This window comes from Segatella copri (genome assembly GCF_019249655.2).
GTDB lineage: Bacteria > Bacteroidota > Bacteroidia > Bacteroidales > Bacteroidaceae > Prevotella.
Map to the genome: position 1 here is coordinate 3,595,603 of NZ_CP137557.1, position 26,227 is coordinate 3,621,829.

Here is a 26,227-nt window from a genome sequence, read left to right on the forward strand (position 1 = left end):
AAAGATTATCTGTGTAAATCTGTGAAATCTGTGGGAGACTCTTATCCGAAGAATAAATATGCAATGGCGATTGCTGCGATGACTCCTGCCAAATCGGCGAGCAAGCCGCAAGCCACAGCGTGGCGGGTATTCCTGATGCTTACGCTTCCGAAATATACAGCCAATATATAGAAGGTGGTGTCGGTGGAACCCTGGAAGATGCAGCTCAATCTGCCCACAAACGAATCAGGACCATAGTTCTTCATCGCCTCCAGCATCATGCCTCGTGCACCACTTCCCGATAGCGGTTTCATGATGGCGGTAGGCAGGGCGCCTACGAAATCGGCATTCAAGCCGCATTGTTCTACCGACCACGAAATGCCTTGAATCACCATATCCATCGCTCCCGAAGCACGGAACACGCCGATGCCCACAAGGATAGCTACGAGATAAGGGATAATCTTCACCGCAGTAGTAAAACCTTCCTTCGCTCCCTCGATAAATGCATCATATACATTCACCTTCTTCCAGAAACCAGCCAGGATGAAACAGAGGATGATGCCCAGGAGAATCATGTTAGAAGCCAGGGTGGTAACCGTGTTCATCGTATCCTTGTCCATCTGTCCGAATCCCCAGATGATGATGCCTACGAAGGCGCACATTCCCAACAGAGTAGCGAGCAATGCCGGCTGCAGGATGTTGATGCGCTGCCAGAGCGAAGTGATGATGATTCCGGCAAGCGTAGCCACGAGCGTAGCCATCAGGATAGGGATGAAGACATCCGTAGGCTGGGCTGCACCATAGGAGGCACGGAAGGCGAGGATGGTGGTAGGGATGATGGTGAGTCCTGAGGTGTTCAGAACCAGGAACATAATCATCGGGTTCGTTGCCGTATCCTTCTTCGTGTTGAGTTCCTGCATCTGCTGCATCGCCTTCAATCCGGTAGGCGTTGCCGCATTATCGAGTCCCAGCATGTTCGAAGCGATATTCATGAAGATGCTTCCCATCACCGGATGGTTCTTCGGAATATCGGGGAAGAGACGGGTGAAGACCGGGCTGAGTGCTCGGGCCAACACATTCACTACTCCCGCCTTCTCTCCAATCTTCATGATGCCAAGCCAGAGGGCGAGCACGCCCGTAAGTCCGAGAGAAATCTCGAAGGCATTCTTGGAAGAATCGAAGGTGGAATCTACAATCTTCTGGAAGATAGTCGTATCTCCCATTGCCAATCCGATGAGTGCGAAGATGAACGCAATCACGAAAAATGCTATCCAAATGTAATTTAAAACCATATAATCTGAATAATCTGATGCTGCGACCTAAGAATCGCACATTCTCTTATTAATTAATGTAATATTTCTAAAACGGCTGCAAAATTACAATAATTTTCTTGTTTAGCGATGCTTTTATACTTTTTTAATCTCCCTTTTTATCTGCTTTCAGAAAATGGTATTATCTTTGCGCCCCAAATTCTAAAAAACAGTAAGTAGATTTATACAAAAACATTATTGAGGAAGCAAAGGACTTCTGTTATATTTTATAAAATGGATAGAGTAAAGGAAGTATATAAGGTGACGATAGCGGGAAGCATCATCAATGTGGTGCTGCTCGTACTGAAGTTTGCTGCAGGTATTCTCGGACATTCTGCAGCCATGATAGCGGATGCCATCCATTCGCTTACCGATTTCGCCACCGATGTGGTGGTATTGGTATTCGTAAAACTGGGCAATAAGCCAAAGGATAAGGACCATGATTATGGTCATGGCAAATACGAGACGCTTGCCACAGCCATCATCGGCATTTCGCTTTTTGTGGTGGGTGTGATGATCTGCTATTCGGGCGTAACCAAGACTTATCGTGCCATCTGCGGCGAGACACTCCAGCAGCCGGGCGTTGTAGCCTTGATTGCAGCCATCGTAAGTATCGTGATGAAGGAGTGGGCTTATCAGTTTACGGTTAAAGCCGGAAGAAAATATCATTCCGAGGCTGTAGTGGCAAATGCCTGGCATCATCGTAGCGATGCTTTATCGAGTATCGGAACGATGTTCGGTATTGGTGGCGCCATCATCCTGGGAGAAAAATGGGCGGTGCTCGATCCGCTTGCAGCCATCATCGTGAGTGCCTTCATCATCAAGGCTGCCTGGGGACTGGTGATGCAGTCTGTGAAAGAACTGACGGATGCCAGTCTTCCGGAAACGGAGGAAGATGAAATCCTGAAGATTGCAAATGAAGAGCAGGGAGTAGGAGAGATTCATAACCTGCGTACCCGTCGCATCGGAAACAAGATTGCGGTAGAGATGCACATCCGCATGCCGGGCTCTCTTTCGCTTTATGAGGCTCATGAGCATGCTACTCATATCGAAACAAAACTGAAGCAGCACTTCGGCGCAGATACCCATGTGGGAATCCATCTCGAACCGATTAAAGTGAATGGAAAATATCAGAAACCGGAATAAACGGAAAAAGTCTTCAAGCCATTTTGGCTTGAAGACTTTTTTTTATATTACCAGCCGAGATTTACGCTGGCTCCTGCCATAATCCACAAACCTGGCTGCTTAACGGCTGTGAGGTCGTAATAGCGGTGGCAAGTGATGTTGTCGGCTTTCACGAAGATATTGTATTTCTTCTCATCCCACATCAGCTTGCAATCCACCTTGGTGTATGGATGATAGCCATTCATTCTCTGTTGCCATCTTACGCTCCACGATGCTGAAAGCTTGTTCCAGATCTGATGATCCAAACCGAATACTGCCTTGTGCTTCAGATACTCCAATGCATAGAGTGATTTCAGGATGTTGGTCTCGGTCTTATGATCTTGATAGATGTAAGCATAACCCAACTTGATGCGGGTAATGAAACTGTTTGGTACCAACTCTCTCATATAGATGGTTGCATCCACGTTGTAGCCCATGTTGTTGAGCTTTCCGATGTTCATTACGTGATACTTGCTGTCGTTCTGCTCGGTCACGGAAGTCTGAACCCAGTCAATCATGTTGGTGCCGTGTGCGTAGAATCCGCTTACGGTTGCGGCAAAACCAGCCTGGCGATATTGAGAGCCTACCTTGAAGGTTGAGTTTTTCTCTGGATTCAGATTGATGTCGCCCTGCTGCACCACATTACTTATATATAAGTCGGTGTAGGTAGGCATTCTCAGAGCCTTGTTCCAGGATGCGTAGAACTTCCAGTTGTCGTTAGGACGATAACTCATATCTACACCAGGATAGAAACGGAAGTCGTTGTCAAGACCTGTATTCTTGTTGGCCAAGACACCAGCCGACAAGGTGAAGCCGCCGAAGATGAAGTTGTGCTCCAACATGATGTTGGTGTTGGTGCGCTCACCCTTTCGGGTATATTGACGGTCGGAACCAGAGATGTCCTTATAGTCTTTCTCTGCGAGTTCCTCGCCCAATGCAGTAGAGTAGATGCACTCTTTGCTGATATCGAAGCCCACTGCAGTCTTACCCAAAGCCCAAGCCACGTTGGCATTCAGTCCACCACCATAAACATCTAGGTCGTGATAGTTCTCGCCAGCCTTGGCTCCAGCCATACCGCGAATCAGCTGATAGTGATCCTTGAAATTGTTATAATAGAATTGAGGCGCAATCTCCCAGGTCTTCTCCTGGTTGTGCAGACTCAGGTTGAGAGAAGCCATACCGTGGTCTGTCTTCTCATATTGGTTGTTGTATTTGGCGCTGTAGAAAGTGTTGGCACCGTAACTCTGGGTAGCAATACCCACCTGGGCGATGATGTCGAAACGCTGGTCGTAAGAGAGCGAGAGATTGCCGTAGCCCTGTCCCTTCTCGAAGTCGCTGTTGTCTGTGCCACCATCCGAGCGCTTGTAGCCTCCGCTTGCGGAATAAGCCTGAGTCCACTTGCCCGTTTCAAAAGCCGTCTGCACACGTCCCTGTGCTCCGAAACTTCCAAAGCTTCCGCCTTCTACACTTGCAGATACTCCATCATTCTTTGCCTTCTTGGTCACGATATTGATGGCACCATTAAAGGCTGAAGTTCCGAATACGCGCGATGCTGCCCCCTCGAGCACTTCGATGTGGTCGATGTCGGCAAGAGCTACAGGAAAATCAGAAGCATTGTGACCAGTCTGTGGATTGGAAATGTTGACACCATTCAGGAGAATGGTAATCTGGTCGAAGGTTCCACCATTGATGGAGATATCCGTCTGAACACCAAAGCCACCACGCTGACGGACATCCACGCCGGTAGCTAATTTCAATACATCGTTGATCGTCTGTGCAGCCGCACGATGAATATCGTCGCGGGTAATGACAGACACAATCTTAGGTGACTGCTCTACAGTCATCGGCGCACGAGATCCGGTAACGCTCACCGCATCTAGCTCGTAAGCCTTTCCACCCTTGTAGAGGGTAGAATCAACCTTGGCTCCCTCTGTGCTTACGCCTGCTGCCTTAGCATGGCTCAGGGTAGCAACGCTGAGAGCACCAACAAGTACCTCTCTTCCCAAAACTGCGAAGAGGGCGTATCTCTTGTTAGAGAATCGGTTGAACTTCAAGCTGTTGCGCTTGTTGAAAATTGTTTTGTACATTAAATAAAATGTTTATAAATGAATAATAAATCGAAGCCGCAAGCCTGCTCGGTTTTCGGCATTCGGGCTGCAAAGGTACTGCCTTTTCTCGAAATGACAAAGTAAAATGTGATTTATTTTAATCCTGCATGTAAAGATTTAATTTAAATCAAGAGTGGTTGGCGTGCTATACTTGGCGGAAAATGGGGTTAAAAAGGCGTTTTCCGCCAATTATAAGTGCATACTTGGCGGAATGTGGGTTAAAAAATGTATTTTCCGCCAGTTATACCGATAGTTTTTATTATCTTTGCCCCTAGTTTAATAAGTAGAATCATCAATTAGGGAGGATTATAATATGTTGATAGGCAGAAAGAAACAGCAGGCTGAGTTGCTGGAAGCTTATAATTCCGATGACTCAAGATTCGTTGCGTTGTATGGAAGAAGACGTGTGGGAAAGACTTATCTCATCAAACAGACGTTTAAGGATAAGTTTACTTTTTCTCATTCCGGTCTTGCTAATGGGTCTTTGCAAGAGCAACTGTATGGTTGGCGTTCTTCTTTAGAGAACGCAGGATATGTTGCGCCTTCTACCCCCAAGCATTGGCTGGAGGCTTTCGATATGTTGAAGGAGCTTATTCGCCAGTCATCAGCGAAAAAGAAAGTTGTTTTCATCGACGAAATGCCTTGGATGGATACGCCTAGGTCTAAGTTTGTCACGGCTTTGGAGTTCTTCTGGAATGGATGGGCTGCCATGCGAGACGACATCCTGCTCATTATTTGCGGTTCTGCCACATCCTGGATTATCAATAAGATCTTCAGGAATCATGGCGGACTTCATAATCGTGTGAACTATCAGATATTCCTGGAGCCTTTCACCCTTCACGAGTGTGAGGAATATAGCGAGGCTATGGGCTTGGCTTATTCTCGATATGATTTGCTGGAAGCCTATATGGTGATGGGTGGTGTTCCCTATTATTGGTCTTTGATGCAGAAGGGCAGAAGTTTGGCACAGAATATAGATGCTCTTTTCTTTGCACCTCAGGGGCTTTTGCATTATGAGTTCAGGGAGTTGTATGATTCTCTCTTCCGTAATTCTGATAAATATATAGATGTGGTGAGTATCTTGGGGAAGAAGTTAGGCGGAATGCGTAGAGAGGAGATTGTGTCTGGTCTGGGAATTGCGGATAATGGCAATCTTTCCCGAATCTTGGAAGATTTGGAGCATTGTGGCTTTATCGTCCGTACCAATGCCTATGGTGCCAGGAAATATAATGCCATCTATCGCCTGATGGATAATTTCTCTTTGTTCTTCTTGAAGTTCATGCAGGAGAACAAAACTGATGATCCTTCGTTCTGGTCTCACAATTATACTTCGCCTCTCCGGTATTCGTGGTGCGGCTTGGCTTTCGAGCGGGTATGTTTCCAGCATATTCCTCAAATCAAGCAGGCGCTTGGCATTTCGGGCGTTGTTACCAATACGTATTCCTGGCAGGTGAAAGATGATCCGGTTTATGGTGCAGGAGCGCAGATTGATATGCTGATAGAGCGAGCCGATAATACGGTTAATATCTGCGAGATGAAGTTCTCGCAGAATGAGTTTGTGATAGATAAGGATTACGATGCAGTTCTTCGTCACAAGCTCTCCCGCTTTGGTGCTTCCGTTTCTCATCGTAAGGCGATTCATCTTACGATGGTTACCACTTATGGGGTAGCTCATAATGCCTATTGGAATAGAGTGCAGAGCGAGGTTGTGGCAGATGATCTGTTTTGTGAATAATTGTAAAAATGGGCGATTTCGATATTTTCTGATAGAAACATTCGCTTTTTCAGATTATTCTTGTATCTTTGCAGGTGATATGCGGTGTTAGGCGATGAATTGGCATGGCTTTTGTTGAATGCTGCTTTATTTCATTAATTAAAATATACAGAGAAAGGAAAAGATAAAATGGAGAAAATCAACGTAAAAGAACTGAATGATAATGTCTTCGAGACTATTGGTAAGGAATGGATGCTGGTTTGCGCCGGCAACAAGGATAAGTTCAATATGATGACGGCTTCCTGGGGTTGCCTGGGATGGCTCTGGAACAAGCCGGTGGCTGTGGTATTTATCCGCCCGGAACGCTACACCCACGGCATCATCGAGGAGAATGAATTCATGACCCTCTCTTTCCTCGGCAATAGCGAGGAGGCTCGAAAGATATATAACTTCTGCGGTTCTAAGAGTGGACGTGATTTCGATAAGGCAAAGGAAACAGGATTGACTCCTGTGGAGACCGATAACGGCAGCATTGGCTTTGAGCAGTCACGACTCACCCTGGAATGCCGCAAACTCTATAAGGACAATATGACGGCAGAGAAGTTCCTCGATAAGGACCTGCTGCAGTGGTATGGTGCCAAGGGCGGATTCCACGATGTCTATGTCGTGGAGATTACCAATGCTTATACAAAGTAATAATTAAAATATGGCTCAAGAACAGACAGCAATTCGTGAACGCCAGAAAACCAGGCTCAAGGAGCCGGGGCGTTACGTGGTGATGATGTTCAACGATGACTTCACACCGATGGATTTCGTGGTGGATATCCTCGAAACCATCTTCTTCAAGTCGCAGGCTGAGGCTGAAGCAATCATGCTCAAGGTTCATCACGAGGAGAAAGCCGTGGTGGGTACCTACAGCTACGACATTGCCAAGAGCAAAGTGGAAAAAGCGATGGAGAAAGCCCGTACGCAGAAATATCCGCTGAAGCTCACTTATATGCCAGAATGATAGGGGGCTTTTCAAAACCCCCGATTCAAGTTTTAAATCCCGAATAAAGAAAGGAAAAGAATAGAATGGACAGTATGGGATTAACCCGATATATGAGTGTCTTGATGGACGATGCCATGAAGCAGGCCCGGTTCTTCGATCATGAGTTTGTGATGCCGGAGCACATGCTTCTGTCATTGCTCCGCCAGTATGCCTTCTGCCAGGCTTTGCAGGAGGAAGGCGTGGATAGTCTTAAGATGCACGAAGACTTGGTGGGATGGCTCGCCAAGCAGGAGCGTGTGCCTGAAAATATCAAGTATCTGCCGGAGCCTTCGTCGCTCTTCAAGACCATGTTTGGAACGGCATGCGCCTTGGCTGCTGCCGCTGATAGAAAACTTGTGAATGTGCCTCATTTCGTGCAGGCGATGTTTGGCTTGCAGAACTCAGAAGCCGCTTACCTGTTGTGCAAGAACGTAGGCGACCGTCAGGGCGAATTCCTGGCGAGTGTGGATAGCTATTATCCGCTGGAAAATGAACCAGGTGATGAAACCCTAATGATGGGTGATGGCTACGATGAGGATGACTATGATAACGATTATGATGATGACGAAGAGGAGGGAAGAAGCCGACAGCCTCAGGATTGGCACCAGTTGGTTACCTGTATCTCTGATCAGGTGGAGGAGCACAATCCGCTCATCGGCAGAGAACAGGAACTGGATAGAACCATTCAGGTGCTCTGTCGTGCAGAAAAAAACAATCCGCTTCACATCGGCGAACCGGGCGTAGGTAAAACCGCCCTGGTTTATGGTCTTGCCAAACTCATCAACGAGAATCAGGTGCCTGATCGTCTCAAGGGAGCACGCATCTATGGCATGGACATGGGACAGATGCTTGCCGGCGCCCAGTATCGTGGCGATTTCGAAAAGCGTATCAAGATGGTGATGGAGGGAGCCGCCAAGGAAGGCAATACCATCATCTATATTGATGAGATTCATAATATGATAGGTGCAGGTCGTGGCTCTGATGGTGGACCTGATGCTTCCAATATGCTGAAGCAGTATCTGGAGGCAGGCGACATCCGATTCATCGGTTCTACTACCTACGAGGAGTTCAACCGCTATATGGCTCAGAGCAAGGGCATCGTGCGCCGCTTCCAGCAGATTGACATCAAGGAACCTACCGAGGAGGAAGCTATCAGAATCCTGGAGGGCTTGCAGTATAAATACAATAAGTTCCACAACGTAACCTATCGCAAGGACGCCCTGGAGTATGCCGTTCGTGCCAGTGCCAAATACATCAGCAACCGCTGTCTGCCTGATAAGGCCATCGACCTGATGGATGAGGCGGGTGCTTATCTGGAGGTGCATCCTGTGGAATATCGCCAGCGTTCTTATGTAACCAAGGCTATTATCCAGCAGATTCTTACCAAGGTCTGCAAGATAGATGCGGCTGCCATCAAGGACGAAAACAATGATTCTCTGGCTACACTCCGCCAGCGCATACTCGACAAGATTTATGGTCAGGATAAGGCTGTGGATAAGGTGGTTGAGGCTGTGATGATGGCGAAGGCAGGACTGGTGGATGATGACAAGCCGATGGCTTCGCTGCTCTTCGTGGGTCCTACGGGTGTAGGTAAAACCGAGGTGGTCCGTGTGCTGGCTAAGGAACTCGGCATCGAACTGGTGCGCTTCGATATGAGTGAATACACCGAGAAGCATACCGTGGCTAAGCTCATCGGTTCGCCTGCCGGATACGTGGGTTATGAAGATGGAGGTCTCCTTACCGATGCCATCCGCAAGACACCAAACTGCGTGCTCCTGCTCGATGAGATTGAGAAGGCGCATAGCGACATCTACAACATCCTGCTTCAGGTGATGGACTATGCCCGATTGACCGACAACAAGGGTCAGAAGGCAGATTTCAGAAACGTAATCCTCGTGATGACTTCCAATGCCGGAGCGCAGTATGCATCCCAGGCAAGCGTAGGTTTCGGCGGTAATGTAACCCGTGGCGAGGCGATGTTGGCTCAGGTAAAGAAGACCTTCAAGCCAGAGTTCATCAACCGACTTTCCGACACTGTGGTGTTTAACGATATGGATAAGCACATGGCAGAACTGATTCTTGCCAAGAAGCTTCGTCAGCTCGATGCAAAGTTGGCAGCAAAGGGAGTTTCTATTACGCTTACCGATGCGGCAAGAGAGAAGATTCTGGAGTGGGGCTTTACCAAGGAATATGGAGCCCGCGAGATGGATCGTGTCATCGGCAACCGCCTGAAGCCAATCCTGATGAAGGCGCTGCTCTTCGGCAAGCTCAAGAAGGCAGGCAAGGGCTGCGTAGATTTCGATGGTAAGGAACTGGTGGTTAATTATTAGGAAGCTATGATATTACAGATAGATGAAAATGCGGAAGAGATTTATTTTCCCGATCCGCATTACGGCGATGACGACGGATGTTTTGCGATAGGTGGCGACTTGAGCATCGACCGCCTGCTGCTGGCTTACAGCAATGGCATCTTTCCCTGGTATAGCTTTCGCGACCAGCCGGAGATACTCTGGTTCTGTCCGATGAAGCGCTTCGTCATCTTCCCGGACGAAATCCACGTCAGTCATTCCATGAGAACCTTGCTGAGAAAGAACCGATACAGCGTGGGAATCAACGAGGATTTCGATGCTGTGATTCGTGCCTGCAGCAAGACCAATGGCCGTTATGAGGAAGAGGGTGCCTGGTTGGGTGAAAACATTATTCAGGCATTCACCGCCCTTCATGAGCAGGGCTTTGCAGCAAGCGTGGAAGTATGGGATAATGAAACTGGTGAGTTGGTGGGCGGACTTTATGGCGTCACCATCGGCAAGGTCTTCATTGGCGAGAGCATGTTCTCCAAGGTTCCGTCGGGTTCAAAGATAGCCCTCATCTTCCTGGCTAATTATCTGCAGGAGCATGGAGGCAAGATGATAGATTGCCAGTTGGAAACCCCGCATCTCAAGTCGATGGGTGGCAGATATATTTCCTACGAGGAATATATGGAAATCATGAATGATGATTAGGAAAATCATGCATGAAAGAATATAATCATGCATGAAGAATATAATCTGCAAGAAAGAATAAAAGAGTTTCTCTTTTGAAGAGGAAATAAATAATAAAGGCTAGGTTCCCGATTCTGGGAAACCTAGCCTTTGTTGTGTTTAGAATATCGGTGTGCCGATGCAGCCGTTAGGTGCCTGAATATGCAGCATCGCACAAACGGTGGCGGCAATATCCGTCATATAGTGAGGCTGGGCGCTCTCGCCGTGCTGGATGCCCCAACCCATAAACAGGCAAGGAATATGGATATCGTATGGATTCCATGCTCCGTGGGTAGTTCCCTTGCTGCTGTAATAATCGTAGTGACCTGGCTTCAGTACTATCTGGACGCTTCCGCTGCGCTCACGGTTGTAGCCGTTGATGGCACGGAACTTCAGCTCTGCAGGAATGCTCTCTGTGGAGGTCTTCTCCATATCGAAGGCATAGTGCACATCCTTGTCTTTCTTCAATCTATCTACCACAGCCTGCTTGATGGCTGCGTAATCCAAACCGAGTTCTTCAATGGTATCTGTGTTGAAGAACACCTGGTAGTTCATGATAGTCTTCACGAGATTCTTGTCGGTATTGAACTTAGCTTTCAGAATCTGATTCAGCTCTTCTACCAATCCTTTTTTGTTCCAGATGCCGGCAGGGATTCGCTGATCTTGCAGGAAGGTGGCATTGTTCACACCTCCATGGTCGGCGGTGAGGAAGGTGAGATAATTTCCCTTGCCTACGGTCTGGTCGAGATAAGCGAAGAAATCAGCCAGAGCCTTATCAAGTCTAAGATAGCAGTCTTCTGTTTCTATAGCGTTCACGCCCACCTGATGACCGATGTAATCGGTGCTTGAACAGCTGATGGTCAGCAGGTCGGTATCTGTGTTTCTACCCAGGTTCTCGCCCTCGATGGCAGCCTTGGCAATATCGAAGGTCAGGTTGCAGCCGAATGGGGTGTTGCGGAGAATCTTGTAGCCATGCTTCTTGTATAAGGCTGGCAAGTCGAGTGGCAATACCGCCTTCTCGCCCTCAGCGATACCGTTCTCATAGTTGTTGTCATCGCTGGTGCTCTCCTTATAGGAATCGATAGGGTAGAGCGTCTCCCATTTCTTGGAAAGATACTTGTTAGGCAGTTTTTGCTTGTTGAACTTGTTCACCCACTCTGGCAGTTTTTCCATATAGAATGTGCTGGTGATGAACTTGCCCGATTTATCATCAAACCAGTAAGCGCCATTGGCGTGATGACCGGCAGGGAGGATGGAAGCTCTGTCTTTCAAGGCCACGCCCACCACCTTAGAGCGGTTGTTGGTAGCCAGACGGAGTTCATCGCCGATGGTAGTTACCCACAGATTGCGAGGCGACATCTTGCCCGCCTTGCTATCAGAGCCCACAGGGTTTACGGTATCATCAGCAGTACAGTACACAACCTTTCCATCCTTCACGAAGTTATTTCCGGCGATTCCGTGGATAGAAGGCACGGAACCGGTCCAGATAGAAGAGTGACCGATGGCTGTAACCGAAGGGATATAAGGAATCTTGCAGTTTTCCACGCTGAATCCTTCGCCGAGCATTCTCTTGAATCCGCCTTCGCCGTAGCGGGCGTAGTAGCGATAGAGGTAATCCCATCGCATCTGGTCGATTACAATGCCTACAACGAGCTTAGGTCGTTGAGGCTGAGCCTGTGCGATGCCGCAGAAGCAGCAGAGCACGAAGATGAGTTTAAAAATCTTATTCATTTCTCTATATGTTATTTGATACATCTATATCTGATATAGATAGATTGTAAATTGTAATATGTTTTAAATACGCTTGCAAAGATACAATTTATTTTGGGATAAAACAATAAAAACAGAAGAAAATGGAGTTTGGTATCGAAAAGTAAGGCAGAAAGAAATGATGAAGCCAAGTTGTTACATAGTCTCTTTTTTTGTTACAAAGTAAAACTACGGAACAGCCTGCTGGCGAACACTCAAAAGAGAAAAAACTCTATGATTGAAAAAAAAACTCCTGAAGGAGTGAACTTTTCAGATTTTATTTGTACTTTTGCCATGTCATTCAGTATTTTACTATTTTTTAGCAACACTAGGATAAGTGAATTTACTGATGTGGCAATATTCTGAATAACTTTAGGTTGTTCAGCTGCTTGTGAAAATATAGAGTTTATAGTGTTGTGGAAATTATTTAAATAATAAAGTCATGAAGGGGAGAACTATAAAAAAAGTATTTTTGTTGGTGCTTTTGTTGGTATCATCAGTTGCTGTTGAGGGAAAAGAAGATGTAGAAATTATAGGGAGAGATATGGATAGTACGGGCTTGGTATCTTTCTACACAGGACATGATTTTTATATCAGTGGTGCTGATGCTGCGTATCTGGATCATATATGTTGGAAGTATATCTTGCCATCAAGTGATGGGAAAGAGAATGTTGTCTTTCAAAAAAGTGACACGAAAGATTTCTCTATCCCACAAATAGATGATGTCAGTAAGTATCATATCAATATCAATGGTGATATTGATGCCAAGATAGTTTTAGAGGGAGAGGTGAGAGGACAGAAAATATCTTGTGTTTATAATTTGACTCTGGAATTAAAGCCTAGAATCAAAAGTGTAAAGGTGGTGAAAATCGTTAGTAATATGCCAAAGTACGATTCTTATGATGTGTATTATGATGTTGAATATGTTGGTAGTGATGAATTGTTTATCAGTGTAGAAGAGGAATATGGCGGTGGTATGTCAAGTCAGATAATCAAAGAGCCGTTTTATGCTCATGTTAAATCAGAATATATCACAGCTCCTTATTATGCTTGGATACATATTTCGGCAGAGAACAAATATGGTAAGGATGTATATACTTTAGAGCTACCTCCATATGGCAATGTTGCTGGAATAAATAACTTGCAGTTAGATGACAAGCATTTTATTGTTAGGGATTTGTATGGTAATCGTAAACTTTCGACAAATAGCTTTAGCAGTTTACAGAGTTTACCTGCTGGTGTGTATCTGGTGGAAGTTTATTCTGGCAAGACAAGAATAAAGACTATAAAGTTTTATAGGAAATGAAACAATAGGGAGTGTTATTAAATTTTTTACTATTAGTTTAAATGCTGTATTTCAAATTAGAATATCAATATTCCATAGCTCAAAAAGCCACCTTTTGGGAAAAGATAATAGATAGATTATTGTCTCATTTCGTGCCAATGGCTAACCCTACATTAGAGGAAAATCTTGACTACGTTAAAGAATGGAACTTAGAGTATGATGACGTAGAAGAATATACGAATAGGGAAGTTGGTGTGGCAGAAAATGGCTTGGTGGTATTCAAAGCTCCCTTTGAAGAAAACTGGGGGTATTGGTGTGATAATGACATGACTATGGATGATTATCGAAATCTCAATATTCATGCAATATCAAAGGAAGCGTTTGAGAAACTTTGGAACGAAGAGGTACAACTTCCTTTTGGGACAGAATCAAATATTTCTAAGTAAGATGGATAAATTGATAGAACTTATAAAGAGTAATTCCTTCTCAGCAGCAGAAAAGCTGTTGAGAAAGAAACTTGCTTTGTCACCAAATAACTGCTATTTGTTGACTCAACTTGCAAATGTCCTATGGAACAGATGCAAAGATAAGGAAGCTTTGTCTTATGCCGATAAAGCAAAAGAGGTATGCCCTGTTATGCCTCTCTTGAATTATACTCGTGGCAGAATCTTTTGGTCATTAGAAAAATATGAGCAATCCATAGAAGAGTGGGATGTTGTTTTAAATATGACTATTGAGGAGGTTGCGGAAAATGGCTATGGTGTCAGATGGGCAAAGTCTGTCATCAATGATTCCAGATATTATAAGGCAGATTGTCTCTATCACCTTTTTAAAGATAAGGAGGCCTTGGCTCTAATGGAAGAGCATTTGTCACACCGAGGAAAAGGTATTGAAAGTGATTTCTCCAAAAAGGAAGCTATTCTTTTCTGTAAAGTATTGAAGTATAGTCATCCAAGGACTGTTGCAAAAGCCTCAGATATAGGATATGCTTCTGAATCTCAGCGGAATCGAATCTTGAAAAGAATAGACGCTTTGGAAGAGAGTAACAATAAGGAGAAACTGGTGCGCTATCTTCGTGTCATTTGCAAGCGTTATTCCAAAGAGTATTATTTGAAGACGATTCTTTCCGAGACCTATAAGGTTATTGGGGACAAGGCAGGTTGCTTAACTTATGCAAAAGCAGCTTTTGAGCAAGAACCCAATGACCCTCTTGTTAAGTATGACTATGCTGTTGCGTTGATGTTTAACGGTTTATCTGAAGATGCTCTTTTGCAGTTTAAAGAATTTGTTGCGTTAGGGCTAGATTATATCGCATTCTCCGAACATGGTGAAGGAGTAAGATGGGCAAAGAAACTTTTGCGGAATACGCAAAAACAAATAGACCAAATTCAAGCAAACCTGCAATGAAAAAAGCAAATGTTTTTACTCTATTTTTACAAAACAGCTGGTGAACAAGCTAGTGAACAAGTTCAAATATTAGTAAATGCAATTCATGAAAATGTGTATTCTATGTTTGATATACAGCGTAGGTTAAACATTTCTAGCAGAAGGTATGTATTGGTAGAAACGCTGCTCCCTGCCATTTGTGCAAGGATATGTTTTGCGAGCATACCCAGACAAACCTCGACAGTTCGAAATAATTCTTCCCTTAAAGGAATTACTTTCTACCTTTAAGGGAAAATGTTTCTAGAGTTAGTAGAAAGTTTCGTTCAGCGACGTTGAATGTCCGTTCAGCGACGTTGAATGTAGGTTCGGCGACGTTGAATGTAGGTTCAACGACGTTGAACGGAACTTTCTTCTAGTCTTAAAAACAATTTCGACCTATATGGTTGAAAATCCTCCTATAATAAATTCGATATTACACTCCGATGGAATGGCAAGAGCCAGCAATAGTTCTTGCCCATTTATTGCAATGCTTTCATCCATAACCATTGCATGTTTCCCAAAAACGAAAAAAGCAGTTAAGCGATTTCTGCTTAACTGCTTGATTTTCAGCGTGGACCAGCTAGGGCTTGAACCTAGGACCTCCAGATTATGAGTCTGTTGCCAAGCCTTACTAACTCCTGCGGGCTTAGCAAGGTGCAACCAACTGAGCTACAAGTCTTTTTATGCTATTTGCCAACCAGTTAATGAACACTGATAGAATGAAATTAGTCAACAATGAGTCAACAATCATCCTTTTTGCTTGGGTACAATAGTTATGTACTTTGCAAATAATATTGGGATTCATTTTATAGAGAGAACCCCATCTCTCTTATAATTCTTCAAGAAGACTATCTAAGGATTGAAGTCGCTTCTTACCCTCGATATGGTCTTTCACTTCTTGAAGTGCTCCACGAAGTTCCGTTGTGATGTCTTGTCTCTTGTATTCTGTCATATTGATATATGTTGGTGTATGGCTGCAAAGATAATGCTTTTATTTGATTTGGCAACCATTTTGGTAACCAAATTTTTGTTTTTATGGATAATTAGCTAAAAAATAAAGCCAACCTCCATATGATGGTAGAAGTTGGCCAAATAGGTACGATATTTTAAAAATCTTTTAGGTTGAGTATCATTTCTTGCCCAACTCTTTGTTTGATAAGAATTTCGGCTTGATATGCTTTTTTGTCTTTTATGCTATTTAATTCATAATATGCCTTGTTTGAATGTATTATGGTAAAATCAAGTTTCGTTAGGTCTGTTGCTGTAGAACCAATTTGAGCATCTTTTGCCAACGTGTTTGTATTTGCAAAATAAACATTTGGCATTAAAGCTATTATAGGATTTATTTCTAATATGATAGGAGTTAAACCTGTGGCTGTCATAGAAGAGTACATCATCGGGTGCCCTTTTACGAGGCTCAATCTGACATAATCGCTAATTCCCATTTCTTTGTCATAATATCGAGACCTTTCACTACTAGCGTATTTAGGTCTTATTCCTTTTTTGTGTAATTCATCTGCCGAAAGTAGTCCATATCTTTTTATAGATTCAATATTGTTCTTATCTGTGAAATGATAGAACTTTGTAATATTGTTTCTCTTTAATATTTCGAAAATTTCTGAGAAATCAGATTTGAAATTTACAGTTTGTTGAAGCTTTTTAGCATCATGAAGTGTTACAGAAAAATTATTTTCTTGTAAATCCTTTGGAAAATATAAGTTTTGAAAAACTAGACTGCACTTTAAAATATAAGAGCGTGCAACGGTATAAGAACCTTCGATATAAATGCGCTTAAACCATTGTTGTGGGATATAATCTATATTGTTATTGTTGCAAAATGCTTTAAACTCAGAATCGTTAGAAAAACAATGTAAACTATTGTTGGGAATTTGAAAAATGCTTTTTATGTATCGGTACATTAAATATCTGATATTTTCTATAGGCTTTGGAAAGAAAACAAAATCGGGGTTTGGAATAACCCCAAGAATAGCAAGATGCTCTGCTAGACCTTCTTGGTTTAATCCTAATAAGTTGTTTTCATAAGCATTTTGCCTTGAAGATACTTCCATCTCAAAGTAAATATCTTCGTTTATGCTAAACTCTGCTGCTAAGAAGTTTCCGATAGGTGCTATATAGGCAGTATGAGTTAAAAAGCTTAGTTGTTCTGCTGTATTTTTATCGATAATATTTTGCATTTTATTTATTTTTGTTTATAATTTATAGGGCTAAATAGAATCAGCCCTATAAAAAAATATCGTTATTTGTTATTCGAAGTTCCATGTTCCTATTCCTGTCCAAGCATCATTTAGAGGACTTATAAAACAATGTATTCTTTGTGCAGTTCTAACATAAAGTTCGTACATGAAACCATGTCCGTTATTTTCCATAATTTTCCCCATCTTATAGATAAAGCGTCCGATGTAGATTACACGAGGGTCTGGAACACTTTTCTCTGTTAATGGGTCTTTTACATAGAATGGTGTTTGGTTTGGTTTATGTTCCCATTCTGGAATCAGGGGACTGCCTTTGTAACCAACTTGGCCGATAATCTTAGTTGAATCTAACTGTTCTTCCCCAATAAGAGCAAGTAATGTTGCAATTTTATCTAAAAATATGTCAACAGTCATGTCTGTAGCTAAAAGTTTTTGGATATATGCTTCAACCTCTTTAGCTGTTTGAGGAATTTGTGGAACTTGTTTTTTCCCTGTAAATTCTTCAAGTGTCATATTGTTACGTTGCCTTTATATCCCCACCAGATAGGCTTTTATTGATAGTTGTTTTCAACACATAAAGAAAGGAGCATGGGGACTATTGAGTATTACTGACATAAAGCTCTGGACTGCTTGCAAAATAGTAACAGACAATAGCCCATGCTCCATGTGTTATATATATGGGTATATATATGCGACATGAAAGCATGAGCACCTTGAACTGCCATCTCATTTTGCATCGAATTGTCCAGATTCTATGTCGAGATAACTTCAAACGCTCATTCTAAATATGTACTTCTACTCCTTGTAGAATTGGTGCAAATTTAGCAATAATTGTTTGATTGACCAAGGATTTGTCAGTCTTTCTTCTAATATTTGTTGAGATTTAACATTTCAAGTTGTTTTTTCTTGGCTATAATTTAGTTGAGAAAGCAATAGGGGCATGCCGTATCAAGTAACGACATGCCCCTATTGCTTTATACTTCATTTACCATTTCCCAATCCAAAACGCCTTTGCCTTCTTCGTTTAGTTCTATGCCTAAGCCTACTACCTCTCGCTTGTCGGCCTTGAAAGGCTCTAGGTATTGTCGGTCTTGAATTTGCTTGATGGCAGCTTCCTTGCCTCCATTGTTTCTTAACTTCAGTTCTATTATATAGATGTGATGAGTTGTTTTGACAACGAGGTCGATTCTGCCAGTAGAAAGCATGTGCTCTACTTCCACCTTCAAACCGATGGCATTCAAGATGGTACTGATAATCAGTCGGTAACGCTCTTCCATATCCATGGATGCCAACTTTTTGTTGCTGTAAGGCACATCGGCAACCAATGCTTTGAGTGCTTTCATCGCTTTATCTAGCTCTTTGCATTCCAGATATTGGTACAACTGCGCTTGCAGAGATTGCGTATCAGCCTCTTGTCGCATGGTCAATGCCGGCAGTACGCATTCGTATAGCGCCTGTTTTACCTCTTCATTTGGGAAGCCTAAGTGATAGACATTTCCTACGCACGATTTAATGGTGAGATAACCTGATTGATATAAGAAGAGTTCTGGACCTCCACCAGTAACATCGGAAGTCTCCAATGTGTTGCGGAGAATCATGCAATCCTCAAAGTCAGGTAGGCGCAACTCTGCATCCTTGATGAACTTCGGCAGCATGGATGTGGCTCCTGATGATGCCCAATAACTGTTGAGATCCTGGGTGTCAAGCGCATTGATAAGGCTGAAAGGATTGTAGATGTCAACCATGTTTCGGCGACTGAAATGGTAACCGTCGTAGTAGTCCTTCAGCTTGTCGTGGGTTTCCTGCAAAGTCCATCCGTTCGCCTCTGCCATTTTTTCAAGTTCAGGCTTGAAGTTCTCTTTTATTTCCTCTTCAGTGATGCCGCAGATGGCTGCATATTCTGGGAGGAAACTGATGTTGGTTAAATTGTTGAGCACAGAGAAAAGGGAAATCTGCGTAAACTTGGTGATGCCCGTGATAAAGACCAGACGCTCGTATTCATCATCGGCCTTTAAAATGGCAAAGACTTCACGATATACCTCGGTGCATGCTTCGTGTTCCGGGGTTTTCCAAGAGTGCTGGAGTGGAGAGTCATATTCGTCGATAAGGATGGCAACCTTCAAGCCCGTCTGTTTGTATGCCGTCGTAATGATGGCATCAAAGCGGTCGGCAAGTTTGGCTGTAGAATCGGGAGTGATGGAATACTTCTCCTCGTAGTATCCGAATCGCAGATTCAGGTACGAACGCAAGGTTTCTGCATTGGCTCCTCCACGGCTCATGTCGAGTCGAATCACAGGATATGCTTTCCAATCCTTCTCCAAGTCCATAATTTTGAGTCCTTCGAAGAGTTCTTTTCTTCCTTCGAAGTAACATTGTAGCGTATCAACGAGCACAGACTTTCCGAATCGGCGAGGGCGGCTCAAGTAATTATACTGTTTGCCTTTGTTCGCCAATTTCCAAATGATGTCAGTCTTATCAACATAGAGATAGTTTTCTTCTCTTATCTTGTTGAAAGATTGTATGCCTGTAGGCAGCTTTCTGTATTCATTGTTTGCCATAATCCTTTCTCCTTTTTTAATATGGCACAAAGATACGGCAAATAATTGAAACCACCAAATTTTGAAAGAGGAATTACGATGTTGCTCTTTGAAGATGCATTCTTTCTGCATGCTTGAATTCGTAGTTTCAGGCATGTTTCCTAAAACGAAAAAAGCAGTTAAGCGATTTCTGCTTAACTGCTTGATTTCCAACGTGGACCAGCTAGGGCTTGAACCTAGGACCTCCAGATTATGAGTCTGTTGCTCTAACCAACTGAGCTACAAGTCCATTGAATTTCTATCAAATTCGAGTGCAAAGATACTAGATTTTAGGCAAATAACCAAATAAAATCTTAAAAATTTTCTTAGAATCAGAAAAATACTGTATCTTTGCACCAAATTTATGTGCGCACACGTGCGTATGTACTTATTAAATGTACAAAAAGAAAAGTATTTCTATTCAGAAATGGACATAGACAAAAACAAAAGAATCGGTCTTACCGACGAACAAGTAAAACAGAGTAGGCAACAGCATGGCAAAAACGTGCTCACCCCTCCTCAACGTACCTCATTATGGAAACTGTATTTGGATAAGTTTCGCGATCCGATTATCCAGATACTCCTCGTTGCGGCTTTCGTTTCCCTTATCCTCGCTTTCATCGAAAAGAATTTCATGGAGACCATCGGTATCTTCGTGGCTGTTTTCCTGGCTACTACCGTGGGCTTCTATTTTGAGCGTGATGCGGCTAAGAAGTTTAATCTGCTCACGGCACTCAGCGAAGAGCAGCCGGTAAAGGTGCGCCGCAATGGTAAGGTGATGGAGATTCCTCGCCACGATGTGGTGGTGGGAGATGTGGTACTCGTGGAAGTGGGCGACGAGGTGCCTGCCGATGGCGAACTCATCGTCTGCAACGACCTGCAGATGAATGAATCTACCCTGACGGGCGAACCCGTTACTGAGAAATCTCTGGAAGGCGGTGGCGATGGAGCCTATCCTCGCAACATCATCCTCCGTTCTACCATGGTGATGAATGGTAGGGGCGAGTTCGTGGTTACTTCCGTGGGCGATGCTACCGAGATTGGTAAGGTGGCGAAGAAATCTACCGAACAGACTTCGGTGGAGACACCGCTTCACATGCAGCTCGATAAGTTGGCGAAGATGATTTCCAAGGTGGGCTCCGTGGTATCTGTGGCAGCCTTCTTCATTTTCCTGATTCACGATATCCTCACCAATCCGGCATGGGGCGGCAAGGATTATTTCTATATGGCAGAAATCGTGCTGAACTATTTCATGATGGCTGTTACCCTGATTGTGATGGCGGTGCCGGAGGGATTGCCGATGGCAATTACCCTTTCTCTGGCGCTCAACATGCGAAGAATGCTGAAGTCGAACAATCTGGTGCGCAAGCTCCATGCCTGCGAAACCATGGGTGCCGTTACCGTGATTTGTACCGATAAAACCGGTACGCTTACCCAGAACAAGATGCAGGTGAGCGCCCTGGAACTCAAGCAGGGTGATGAGGCGCTGCTCGATACTGCCATCGCCCTCAACTCTACAGCCGAGTTGAATGACGGCAAACCTATCGGAAATCCTACCGAGTCGGCTCTCCTGCTCTGGCTCGATGCCCAGGGCAAGGATTATGAAGAACTCCGCAAGCAGGTGAACGTGCTCAAGCAGTTGCCTTTCTCTACCGAGAGGAAGATGATGGCAACCTTGGCAGAAGTTGATGGCGAAACCTATCTCTTCGTAAAGGGTGCGCCTGAAATCGTGATGAAGAAATGCATCATCGAGGATAGAATGAAGAAACAGACTGCCGAAGAACTCGACGAGTGGCAGCATAAGGCGATGAGAACCCTGGCGTTCGCCTATAAGAAGGTAGAAGCTTCTATCATGAGAACTTCCAGAACCTCTACTGCCGAAGTGGTAGCACTTCTCGATGCCAACGACCTTCAGCTGCAAGCCATTGCTGCCATTGCCGACCCTATCCGTCCGGATGTTCCTGCCGCCGTGCAGGAGTGCCGTCATGCGGGTATCGAAGTAAAGGTGGTTACGGGTGATACGGCTGCCACCGCCTTGGAGATAGGCAAGCAGATAGGTGTCTTCGAAGATGAACCTGAGAATATCGGAGCAGATGGCTCTCTGACCTCGCTCGACCAGCAGATGATTACGGGCGAACAGTGGGAGGCTCTTTCTGATGAAGAGGCTTACGAACGGGCAAAGGATATCCGTGTGATGAGCCGTGCCCGTCCTACCGATAAGCAGCGACTGGTGGCCATGCTCCAGAAGCGTGGCGAGGTGGTTGCCGTAACAGGTGATGGTACCAACGATGCTCCGGCGCTTCACTATGCCCACGTGGGCTTGTCGCTGGGTTCGGGAACTTCCGTGGCTAAGGAGGCTTCGGATATGACCCTGCTCGACGATTCCTTCAAGTCTATCGCCAACGCCGTGATGTGGGGACGTTCGCTCTATCGCAACCTGCAGCGCTTCCTCTTCTTCCAGTTGGTAGTAAACGTGGCAGCCCTCCTGCTGGTGCTTGGTGGCTCAGTCATCGGAACCGAGATGCCTTTGACGGTTACTCAGATTCTCTGGGTGAACCTTATCATGGATACCTTCGCAGCCCTGGCGCTTGCCTCATTGCCTCCATCTCACGAGGTGATGAAGGAGAAACCACGCAAGGCATCCGATTTCATCATCAACAAGAGCATCGGTTTCGGTATTCTGTTCTGCGGCATCGTCTTCTTCCTCGTGATGTTTGCCCTGCTGGTTTACTGTGAGCGCAGAGGCAAGGGTGGAGTAGATGTGCATGAACTGACCATGTTCTTCACCACCTTCGTGATGATCCAGTTCTGGAACCTCTTCAATGCCAAGGCGCTGATGAGTCATCACACCGCCTTCCGCCATTTCCTGAAGGATAGGGGAATGATTCTGGTGCTTGTACTGGTCTTGGTGGGTCAGTGGATTATCGTCACCTTTGGTGGCGAAATGTTCCGCACCACACCATTGTCGCTCCACGAGTGGCTGCTCATCATCGGTTCCACCTCTGTTGTGCTCTGGGTGGGCGAGCTGTGGAGAGCTTTTAAGAGAATGATAGCAAAGAGAAGATAGAATGAATACAATACATTATAACGATACCGTGCAGTTGCCGCCATGTGTGGCAACCATTGGTTTCTTCGACGGGGTGCATCGTGGACATCAGTTCCTGATTCATCATCTCGTAGAGACAGCACGAAAGGATGGCTTGCAATCCACCGTCATCACCTTCGATGCGCATCCCCGCAAGGTTTTGCAGGCGGATTATCAGCCAGAGATGCTGAGTACGCTCGATTCCAAGCTACTGCTGCTTTCGAAGACGGAAGTGGATAATGCCGTGGTGCTGCATTTCGACAAGGCGATGGCTGCGATGTCGGCAAGAGAGTTTATGCAGCAGGTGCTCCACGACCATCTCAACGTAAGGAAACTCTTCATCGGCTACGATCATCGCTTCGGTCACAACCGCGAGGAGACTTTCGAAGATTACGTGCGCTATGGCAAGGAGATGGGCATCGAGGTAATCAGGAACGAAGCCTTCCAGATAGATGGCATCAACATCTCTTCTTCCGTGATCCGCTCTTTGCTGAAAGAGGGAGAAGTGGAGATGGCAGCCCAGTGCCTCGGTTTTCCTTATACCATCATCGGAAAGGTGGTGAACGGATTCCATGAAGGCAGAAAGCTCGGTTTCCCTACAGCCAATCTTGACATCTCGCACTTCGGACAGATGATTCCTGCCCCTGGCGTCTATGCTGTAAAGGTGAGACTGGAGAACTCGGTGGTATGGAAACGGGGAATGATGAACGTGGGCAACCGTCCAACCTTCAATGGCAAGCAGATAACGCTGGAGACGCATATCTTCAATTTCGATGGCGACATCTACGACCAGCTCCTGCTCGTAGGCTTCATGAAGCGGATAAGGGGCGAACGGAAGTTTGACGGTCCCGAGGAGTTGGCGGCGCAACTGAAGGTGGATGAGCAGACCGTGCTGGATCTCTTCGAAAAGGAAGCGGAATGATAGCAGGAATGCTATTAACTATAAAACAGTTAATTATAAACTATAAAAGCAATGGCAAAGATTAATTTAAAGAGAGGTTTGACGGATGTAGTCCTCTACCTTATTATATTTATAGTAGTACAAATCATCATGATGTATGCCGGTGCAGGAATCTGGGCAGGCATCAAGGGTGAAGGTTATCAGGCAACGCTTCTGGCTGCAAATACGGGCGGTAACGCCATTCTTACGGCGCTTGTTTCGGTGTTCAGCAGTGTCATCACCCTCATCATCTTCCTGAAGACGAAGTGGACGCCGCTTACCCGCGGTTATCTGCTTTCCAAGCCTTGGGGCACGCTTCTCTGGGTGGTATTGTTCTCCCTGGGAACCATCATCCCCCTGTCGTTCCTCTATGAGCAGCTGTGCATTGAGATGGATGAGAATACTCAGCAGATAATCACCTCGATGATGAAGGAGCCTTGGGGCTATGTGGCAGTCGGCATTCTGGCGCCTCTTGCCGAAGAGGTAGTATTCCGTGGAGCCATCCTTCGCACCCTGCTGGGCATCATGAGCAAGAAGAACCATTGGGTAGCCATCATCATCTCTGCAGCGTTGTTTGGTTTGGCTCATTTTAACGCGGCACAGTTTATCAATGCCCTTCTGATGGGCTTGCTTCTGGGATGGATGTATTATCGCACCGGCAGTCTTGTTCCGGGCATCCTGCTCCACTGGATAAATAATACGATGGCGTATGTACTTACCAATATCATGCCGCAGAGCGACGGCAAGCTCATCGACCTTTTCCATGGCGATGAGAAGACTGTATATTACGCCGTAGGCTTCTCTCTCTGCATCATGATTCCAAGCTTTATACAGATGATTATCAGATTAAAGAAAGCAAAGGCATAACACAATAAAGGCTGCTCCTTCATCACTGAGGGGGCAGCCGTTTTCTTTATATATATCAACGTAGATTGTAAGTAGAATTATTTGCTGAATGTAATGTTATCCACGTGGTCGTTTACGTAGATATTCGCCATATCTGCAGTCTTGTACCATTTTGGCTTTCCTGGCATGTCATCCGAAATCACCTTGCCGTTGATGGTGAAGTTCTCGAAACGGATGTTCTTCACCTTGCGGCTCTCGTCGTAACCGGCGATGATGCCCATGTTGGGAGCTTCTCCGGTATAGGCGATGTTGCGCAGGGTAATATCCTCGATGCCTCTGCCTGGAGCAGAACAGTACTTTTTGTTGAAGCATACGCGCATGTTGAAGAGCATACCCTTGCGGATATTGTCGATGCGGAAGTTCTGGAAGGTGACACCCTTTACCAGGATGTTGTCGCCATTGTTGATGCCGATGCAGCCCTGATAGTCTATCTGGTTCTCGGCATGCTCCAGGATGTCGATGTTATCGTAGAGCACGTTGATGATGTCTTCGTTCTCTGGAGTCTCGCTGTGCAAGCCTATCATGATAGGATGCGCCACGTCTGCCCACATGACGAAATCCTTGATGGTGATGTTCTTGCAACCGCCATGATAGTTCTTGCGGGTGCAGTAGATGGTGGAGCAGTCGTCGCTGGTACGTGCAAAGAGATGTTCCTGGTAGATGTTGTTGCTGGCAAAGATGTTGAAACCATCGCCCCAGCCATACCAACTCATCACCTTGGCATTCTTTACGGTTACGGAATCGCTGCCGCCGATAGGCAACTGGGTGGTGAGAGGACCGTCGATATAGACGTTCTTGCTGTATCTCACCATAATACCCTCGTGGTGTCCTGGCATCACGATGCCATGACCGAGAATCTTGACATCTCTTGAGCCGTAGGTGGATAGCCAACCCTTGATGACGGCTCCGTTATCTATGAAAACTGTCTTGCCTGATGCAATGTGAATAGAATCGCCCTTGAAATCGTGAACGCCTGGGCCGAAATACATCAGATCTTTTTTCTTTTTTACCTTAGGTTTTTCTAAAATGTTGTCTGCGAAGATTTGGAGATTCTGGTAGATGTTGCCGTTGATTTCTACGGAGAGGTAGCGAGGGCGGTCGAGAGAGAATGTCAATGTATTGCCCTCTTGCTTAGCCTCAATTCCATAGGAGTTAGGACGAACCTTGAAACTCTTGATATCCTGAGCAATGCTCTTTACCTGTATTTCAACTTTACCTTCGAATTCAAACTTAGCTACGGATGTGACCTCTACATTGTGCTTGGCATCAGCCACTCTATCCACCTTGAAGGCGTAGGTATCGATGTCCTGCCATTCGCCGCCACTGGTGCGGGCTTGTACTTTAAAGTCATTTTTCAGTTCTATGCCTGCCGGAGCCTTGCTTACCACCAGTCTATCCTTGGCAACAGAAGTGAGGGATGCAAGTCCCAAGGCGAGTATCATGAATGTTCTATTCAATAGAGACATACTCTTTATAAGAGATATTCTTTTCATAAAAGCTATATTTTATAATGAATCATTTATTTTATACATCTGTTACGCATAACTTGGAAGATATACTTATGAGAAAACGGAAAAAACTGATTTTTCTTTTCTTTTTCTTGGCTTAGTTGTTAAAAACTTGTATCTTTGCATCGCTTTTACCATCATAAGGCAGAACAACCTATACCGTTTAATGACAAACGATACAAACGATACGAATGATAAATGATGGAATAACAAAC

At 45.0% G+C, this 26,227-nt stretch carries 20 protein-coding genes and 2 tRNA genes; 12 read left to right on the forward strand and 10 right to left on the reverse strand.

Going from position 1 to position 26,227, the window contains the following annotated elements; all coding sequences use genetic code 11:
- Window positions 1–41 precede the first annotated feature (41 nt).
- Window positions 42–1,271 (reverse strand): nucleoside recognition domain-containing protein, encoded by a 1,230-nt coding sequence (locus KUA49_RS14750; RefSeq protein WP_218412539.1) that lies wholly within the window; start codon window positions 1,269–1,271, stop codon window positions 42–44.
- A gap of 252 nt (window positions 1,272–1,523) precedes the next feature.
- On the opposite strand from KUA49_RS14750, the gene KUA49_RS14755 reads away from it, so the two are divergent.
- Window positions 1,524–2,435 (forward strand): cation diffusion facilitator family transporter, encoded by a 912-nt coding sequence (locus KUA49_RS14755; protein ID WP_218412540.1) that lies wholly within the window; start codon window positions 1,524–1,526, stop codon window positions 2,433–2,435.
- A gap of 47 nt (window positions 2,436–2,482) precedes the next feature.
- On the opposite strand, the gene KUA49_RS14760 is transcribed toward KUA49_RS14755, so the two are convergent.
- Window positions 2,483–4,540: a TonB-dependent receptor plug domain-containing protein gene (locus KUA49_RS14760; protein WP_218412541.1), complete on the reverse strand. Its 2,058-nt coding sequence runs from the start codon at window positions 4,538–4,540 to the stop codon at window positions 2,483–2,485.
- A 334-nt stretch (window positions 4,541–4,874) separates the two neighbouring features.
- Here KUA49_RS14760 and KUA49_RS14765 point away from each other — a divergent pair, with 334 nt between their 5' ends.
- From KUA49_RS14765 to aat, 5 genes are all read left to right on the forward strand, one after another.
- Window positions 4,875–6,296 (forward strand): AAA family ATPase, encoded by a 1,422-nt coding sequence (locus KUA49_RS14765; protein WP_218412542.1) that lies wholly within the window; start codon window positions 4,875–4,877, stop codon window positions 6,294–6,296.
- Between the two features lie 168 nt (window positions 6,297–6,464).
- Window positions 6,465–6,971 (forward strand): flavin reductase family protein, encoded by a 507-nt coding sequence (locus KUA49_RS14770; RefSeq protein ID WP_218412543.1) that lies wholly within the window; start codon window positions 6,465–6,467, stop codon window positions 6,969–6,971.
- Between the two features lie 10 nt (window positions 6,972–6,981).
- Window positions 6,982–7,284, forward strand: a complete 303-nt coding sequence (locus KUA49_RS14775) for an ATP-dependent Clp protease adaptor ClpS (protein WP_153122911.1) — start codon at window positions 6,982–6,984, stop codon at window positions 7,282–7,284.
- Window positions 7,285–7,400: 116 nt separating this feature from the next.
- A complete protein-coding gene (locus KUA49_RS14780; protein ID WP_412178613.1) occupies window positions 7,401–9,635 on the forward strand; it encodes an AAA family ATPase in 2,235 nt (744 codons plus the stop codon).
- A gap of 6 nt (window positions 9,636–9,641) precedes the next feature.
- Window positions 9,642–10,307, forward strand: coding sequence for a leucyl/phenylalanyl-tRNA--protein transferase (aat, locus tag KUA49_RS14785; protein WP_218412545.1), 666 nt, complete (start codon window positions 9,642–9,644; stop codon window positions 10,305–10,307).
- A 138-nt stretch (window positions 10,308–10,445) separates the two neighbouring features.
- Here aat and pafA read toward each other — a convergent pair whose 3' ends face one another.
- Window positions 10,446–12,056, reverse strand: a complete 1,611-nt coding sequence (gene pafA / locus KUA49_RS14790; protein ID WP_218412546.1) for an alkaline phosphatase PafA — start codon at window positions 12,054–12,056, stop codon at window positions 10,446–10,448.
- A gap of 460 nt (window positions 12,057–12,516) precedes the next feature.
- On the opposite strand from pafA, the gene KUA49_RS14795 reads away from it, so the two are divergent.
- Genes KUA49_RS14795 through KUA49_RS14805 form a run of 3 tightly spaced genes read left to right on the forward strand, consistent with a single transcriptional unit; the run spans window position 12,517 to window position 14,766 of the window.
- Complete coding sequence (locus tag KUA49_RS14795) at window positions 12,517–13,380, forward strand: hypothetical protein (protein ID WP_218412547.1); 864 nt, start codon at window positions 12,517–12,519, stop codon at window positions 13,378–13,380.
- Window positions 13,381–13,421: 41 nt separating this feature from the next.
- Window positions 13,422–13,805: a hypothetical protein gene (locus tag KUA49_RS14800; RefSeq protein WP_218412548.1), complete on the forward strand. Its 384-nt coding sequence runs from the start codon at window positions 13,422–13,424 to the stop codon at window positions 13,803–13,805.
- Between the two features lies 1 nt (window position 13,806).
- The gene (locus KUA49_RS14805; protein WP_218412549.1) at window positions 13,807–14,766 is read left to right on the forward strand and encodes a hypothetical protein; all 960 of its coding nucleotides are present in this window, start codon (window positions 13,807–13,809) and stop codon (window positions 14,764–14,766) included.
- Between the two features lie 590 nt (window positions 14,767–15,356).
- Here KUA49_RS14805 and KUA49_RS14810 read toward each other — a convergent pair.
- The 6 genes from KUA49_RS14810 to KUA49_RS14835 form a co-directional block, all read right to left on the reverse strand.
- Window positions 15,357–15,462 (reverse strand) — tRNA-Met (locus KUA49_RS14810).
- 151 nt (window positions 15,463–15,613) lie between these two features.
- Window positions 15,614–15,736 (reverse strand): hypothetical protein, encoded by a 123-nt coding sequence (locus tag KUA49_RS14815; RefSeq protein ID WP_318331633.1) that lies wholly within the window; start codon window positions 15,734–15,736, stop codon window positions 15,614–15,616.
- Window positions 15,737–15,890: 154 nt separating this feature from the next.
- A complete protein-coding gene (locus tag KUA49_RS14820; RefSeq protein ID WP_218412550.1) occupies window positions 15,891–16,979 on the reverse strand; it encodes a DarT ssDNA thymidine ADP-ribosyltransferase family protein in 1,089 nt (362 codons plus the stop codon).
- A 69-nt stretch (window positions 16,980–17,048) separates the two neighbouring features.
- Window positions 17,049–17,510, reverse strand: a complete 462-nt coding sequence (locus tag KUA49_RS14825) for a hypothetical protein (RefSeq protein WP_218412551.1) — start codon at window positions 17,508–17,510, stop codon at window positions 17,049–17,051.
- Between the two features lie 461 nt (window positions 17,511–17,971).
- The gene (locus KUA49_RS14830) at window positions 17,972–19,555 is read right to left on the reverse strand and encodes an ATP-binding protein (RefSeq protein ID WP_218412552.1); all 1,584 of its coding nucleotides are present in this window, start codon (window positions 19,553–19,555) and stop codon (window positions 17,972–17,974) included.
- Between the two features lie 194 nt (window positions 19,556–19,749).
- Window positions 19,750–19,823, reverse strand: a tRNA-Ile gene (locus KUA49_RS14835).
- Between the two features lie 177 nt (window positions 19,824–20,000).
- Between KUA49_RS14835 and KUA49_RS14840 the strand changes: the two genes are divergently transcribed.
- From KUA49_RS14840 to KUA49_RS14850, 3 genes are read left to right on the forward strand one after another with little or no spacing between them, the layout of a single operon-like run.
- Window positions 20,001–22,640 carry a calcium-translocating P-type ATPase, PMCA-type gene (locus KUA49_RS14840; RefSeq protein ID WP_218412553.1) on the forward strand — a complete coding sequence of 880 codons (2,640 nt, stop codon included), beginning with the start codon at window positions 20,001–20,003 and terminating at the stop codon, window positions 22,638–22,640.
- A 1-nt stretch (window position 22,641) separates the two neighbouring features.
- A complete protein-coding gene (locus tag KUA49_RS14845) occupies window positions 22,642–23,580 on the forward strand; it encodes a bifunctional riboflavin kinase/FAD synthetase (protein WP_218412554.1) in 939 nt (312 codons plus the stop codon).
- A 51-nt stretch (window positions 23,581–23,631) separates the two neighbouring features.
- Window positions 23,632–24,465, forward strand: coding sequence for a CPBP family intramembrane glutamic endopeptidase (locus tag KUA49_RS14850; protein ID WP_218412555.1), 834 nt, complete (start codon window positions 23,632–23,634; stop codon window positions 24,463–24,465).
- Window positions 24,466–24,542: 77 nt separating this feature from the next.
- Here the strand turns inward: KUA49_RS14850 and KUA49_RS14855 are convergent, their stop codons facing one another.
- Window positions 24,543–25,970 carry a glycosyl hydrolase family 28 protein gene (locus KUA49_RS14855; protein WP_256624830.1) on the reverse strand — a complete coding sequence of 476 codons (1,428 nt, stop codon included), beginning with the start codon at window positions 25,968–25,970 and terminating at the stop codon, window positions 24,543–24,545.
- Window positions 25,971–26,227 lie beyond the last annotated feature (257 nt).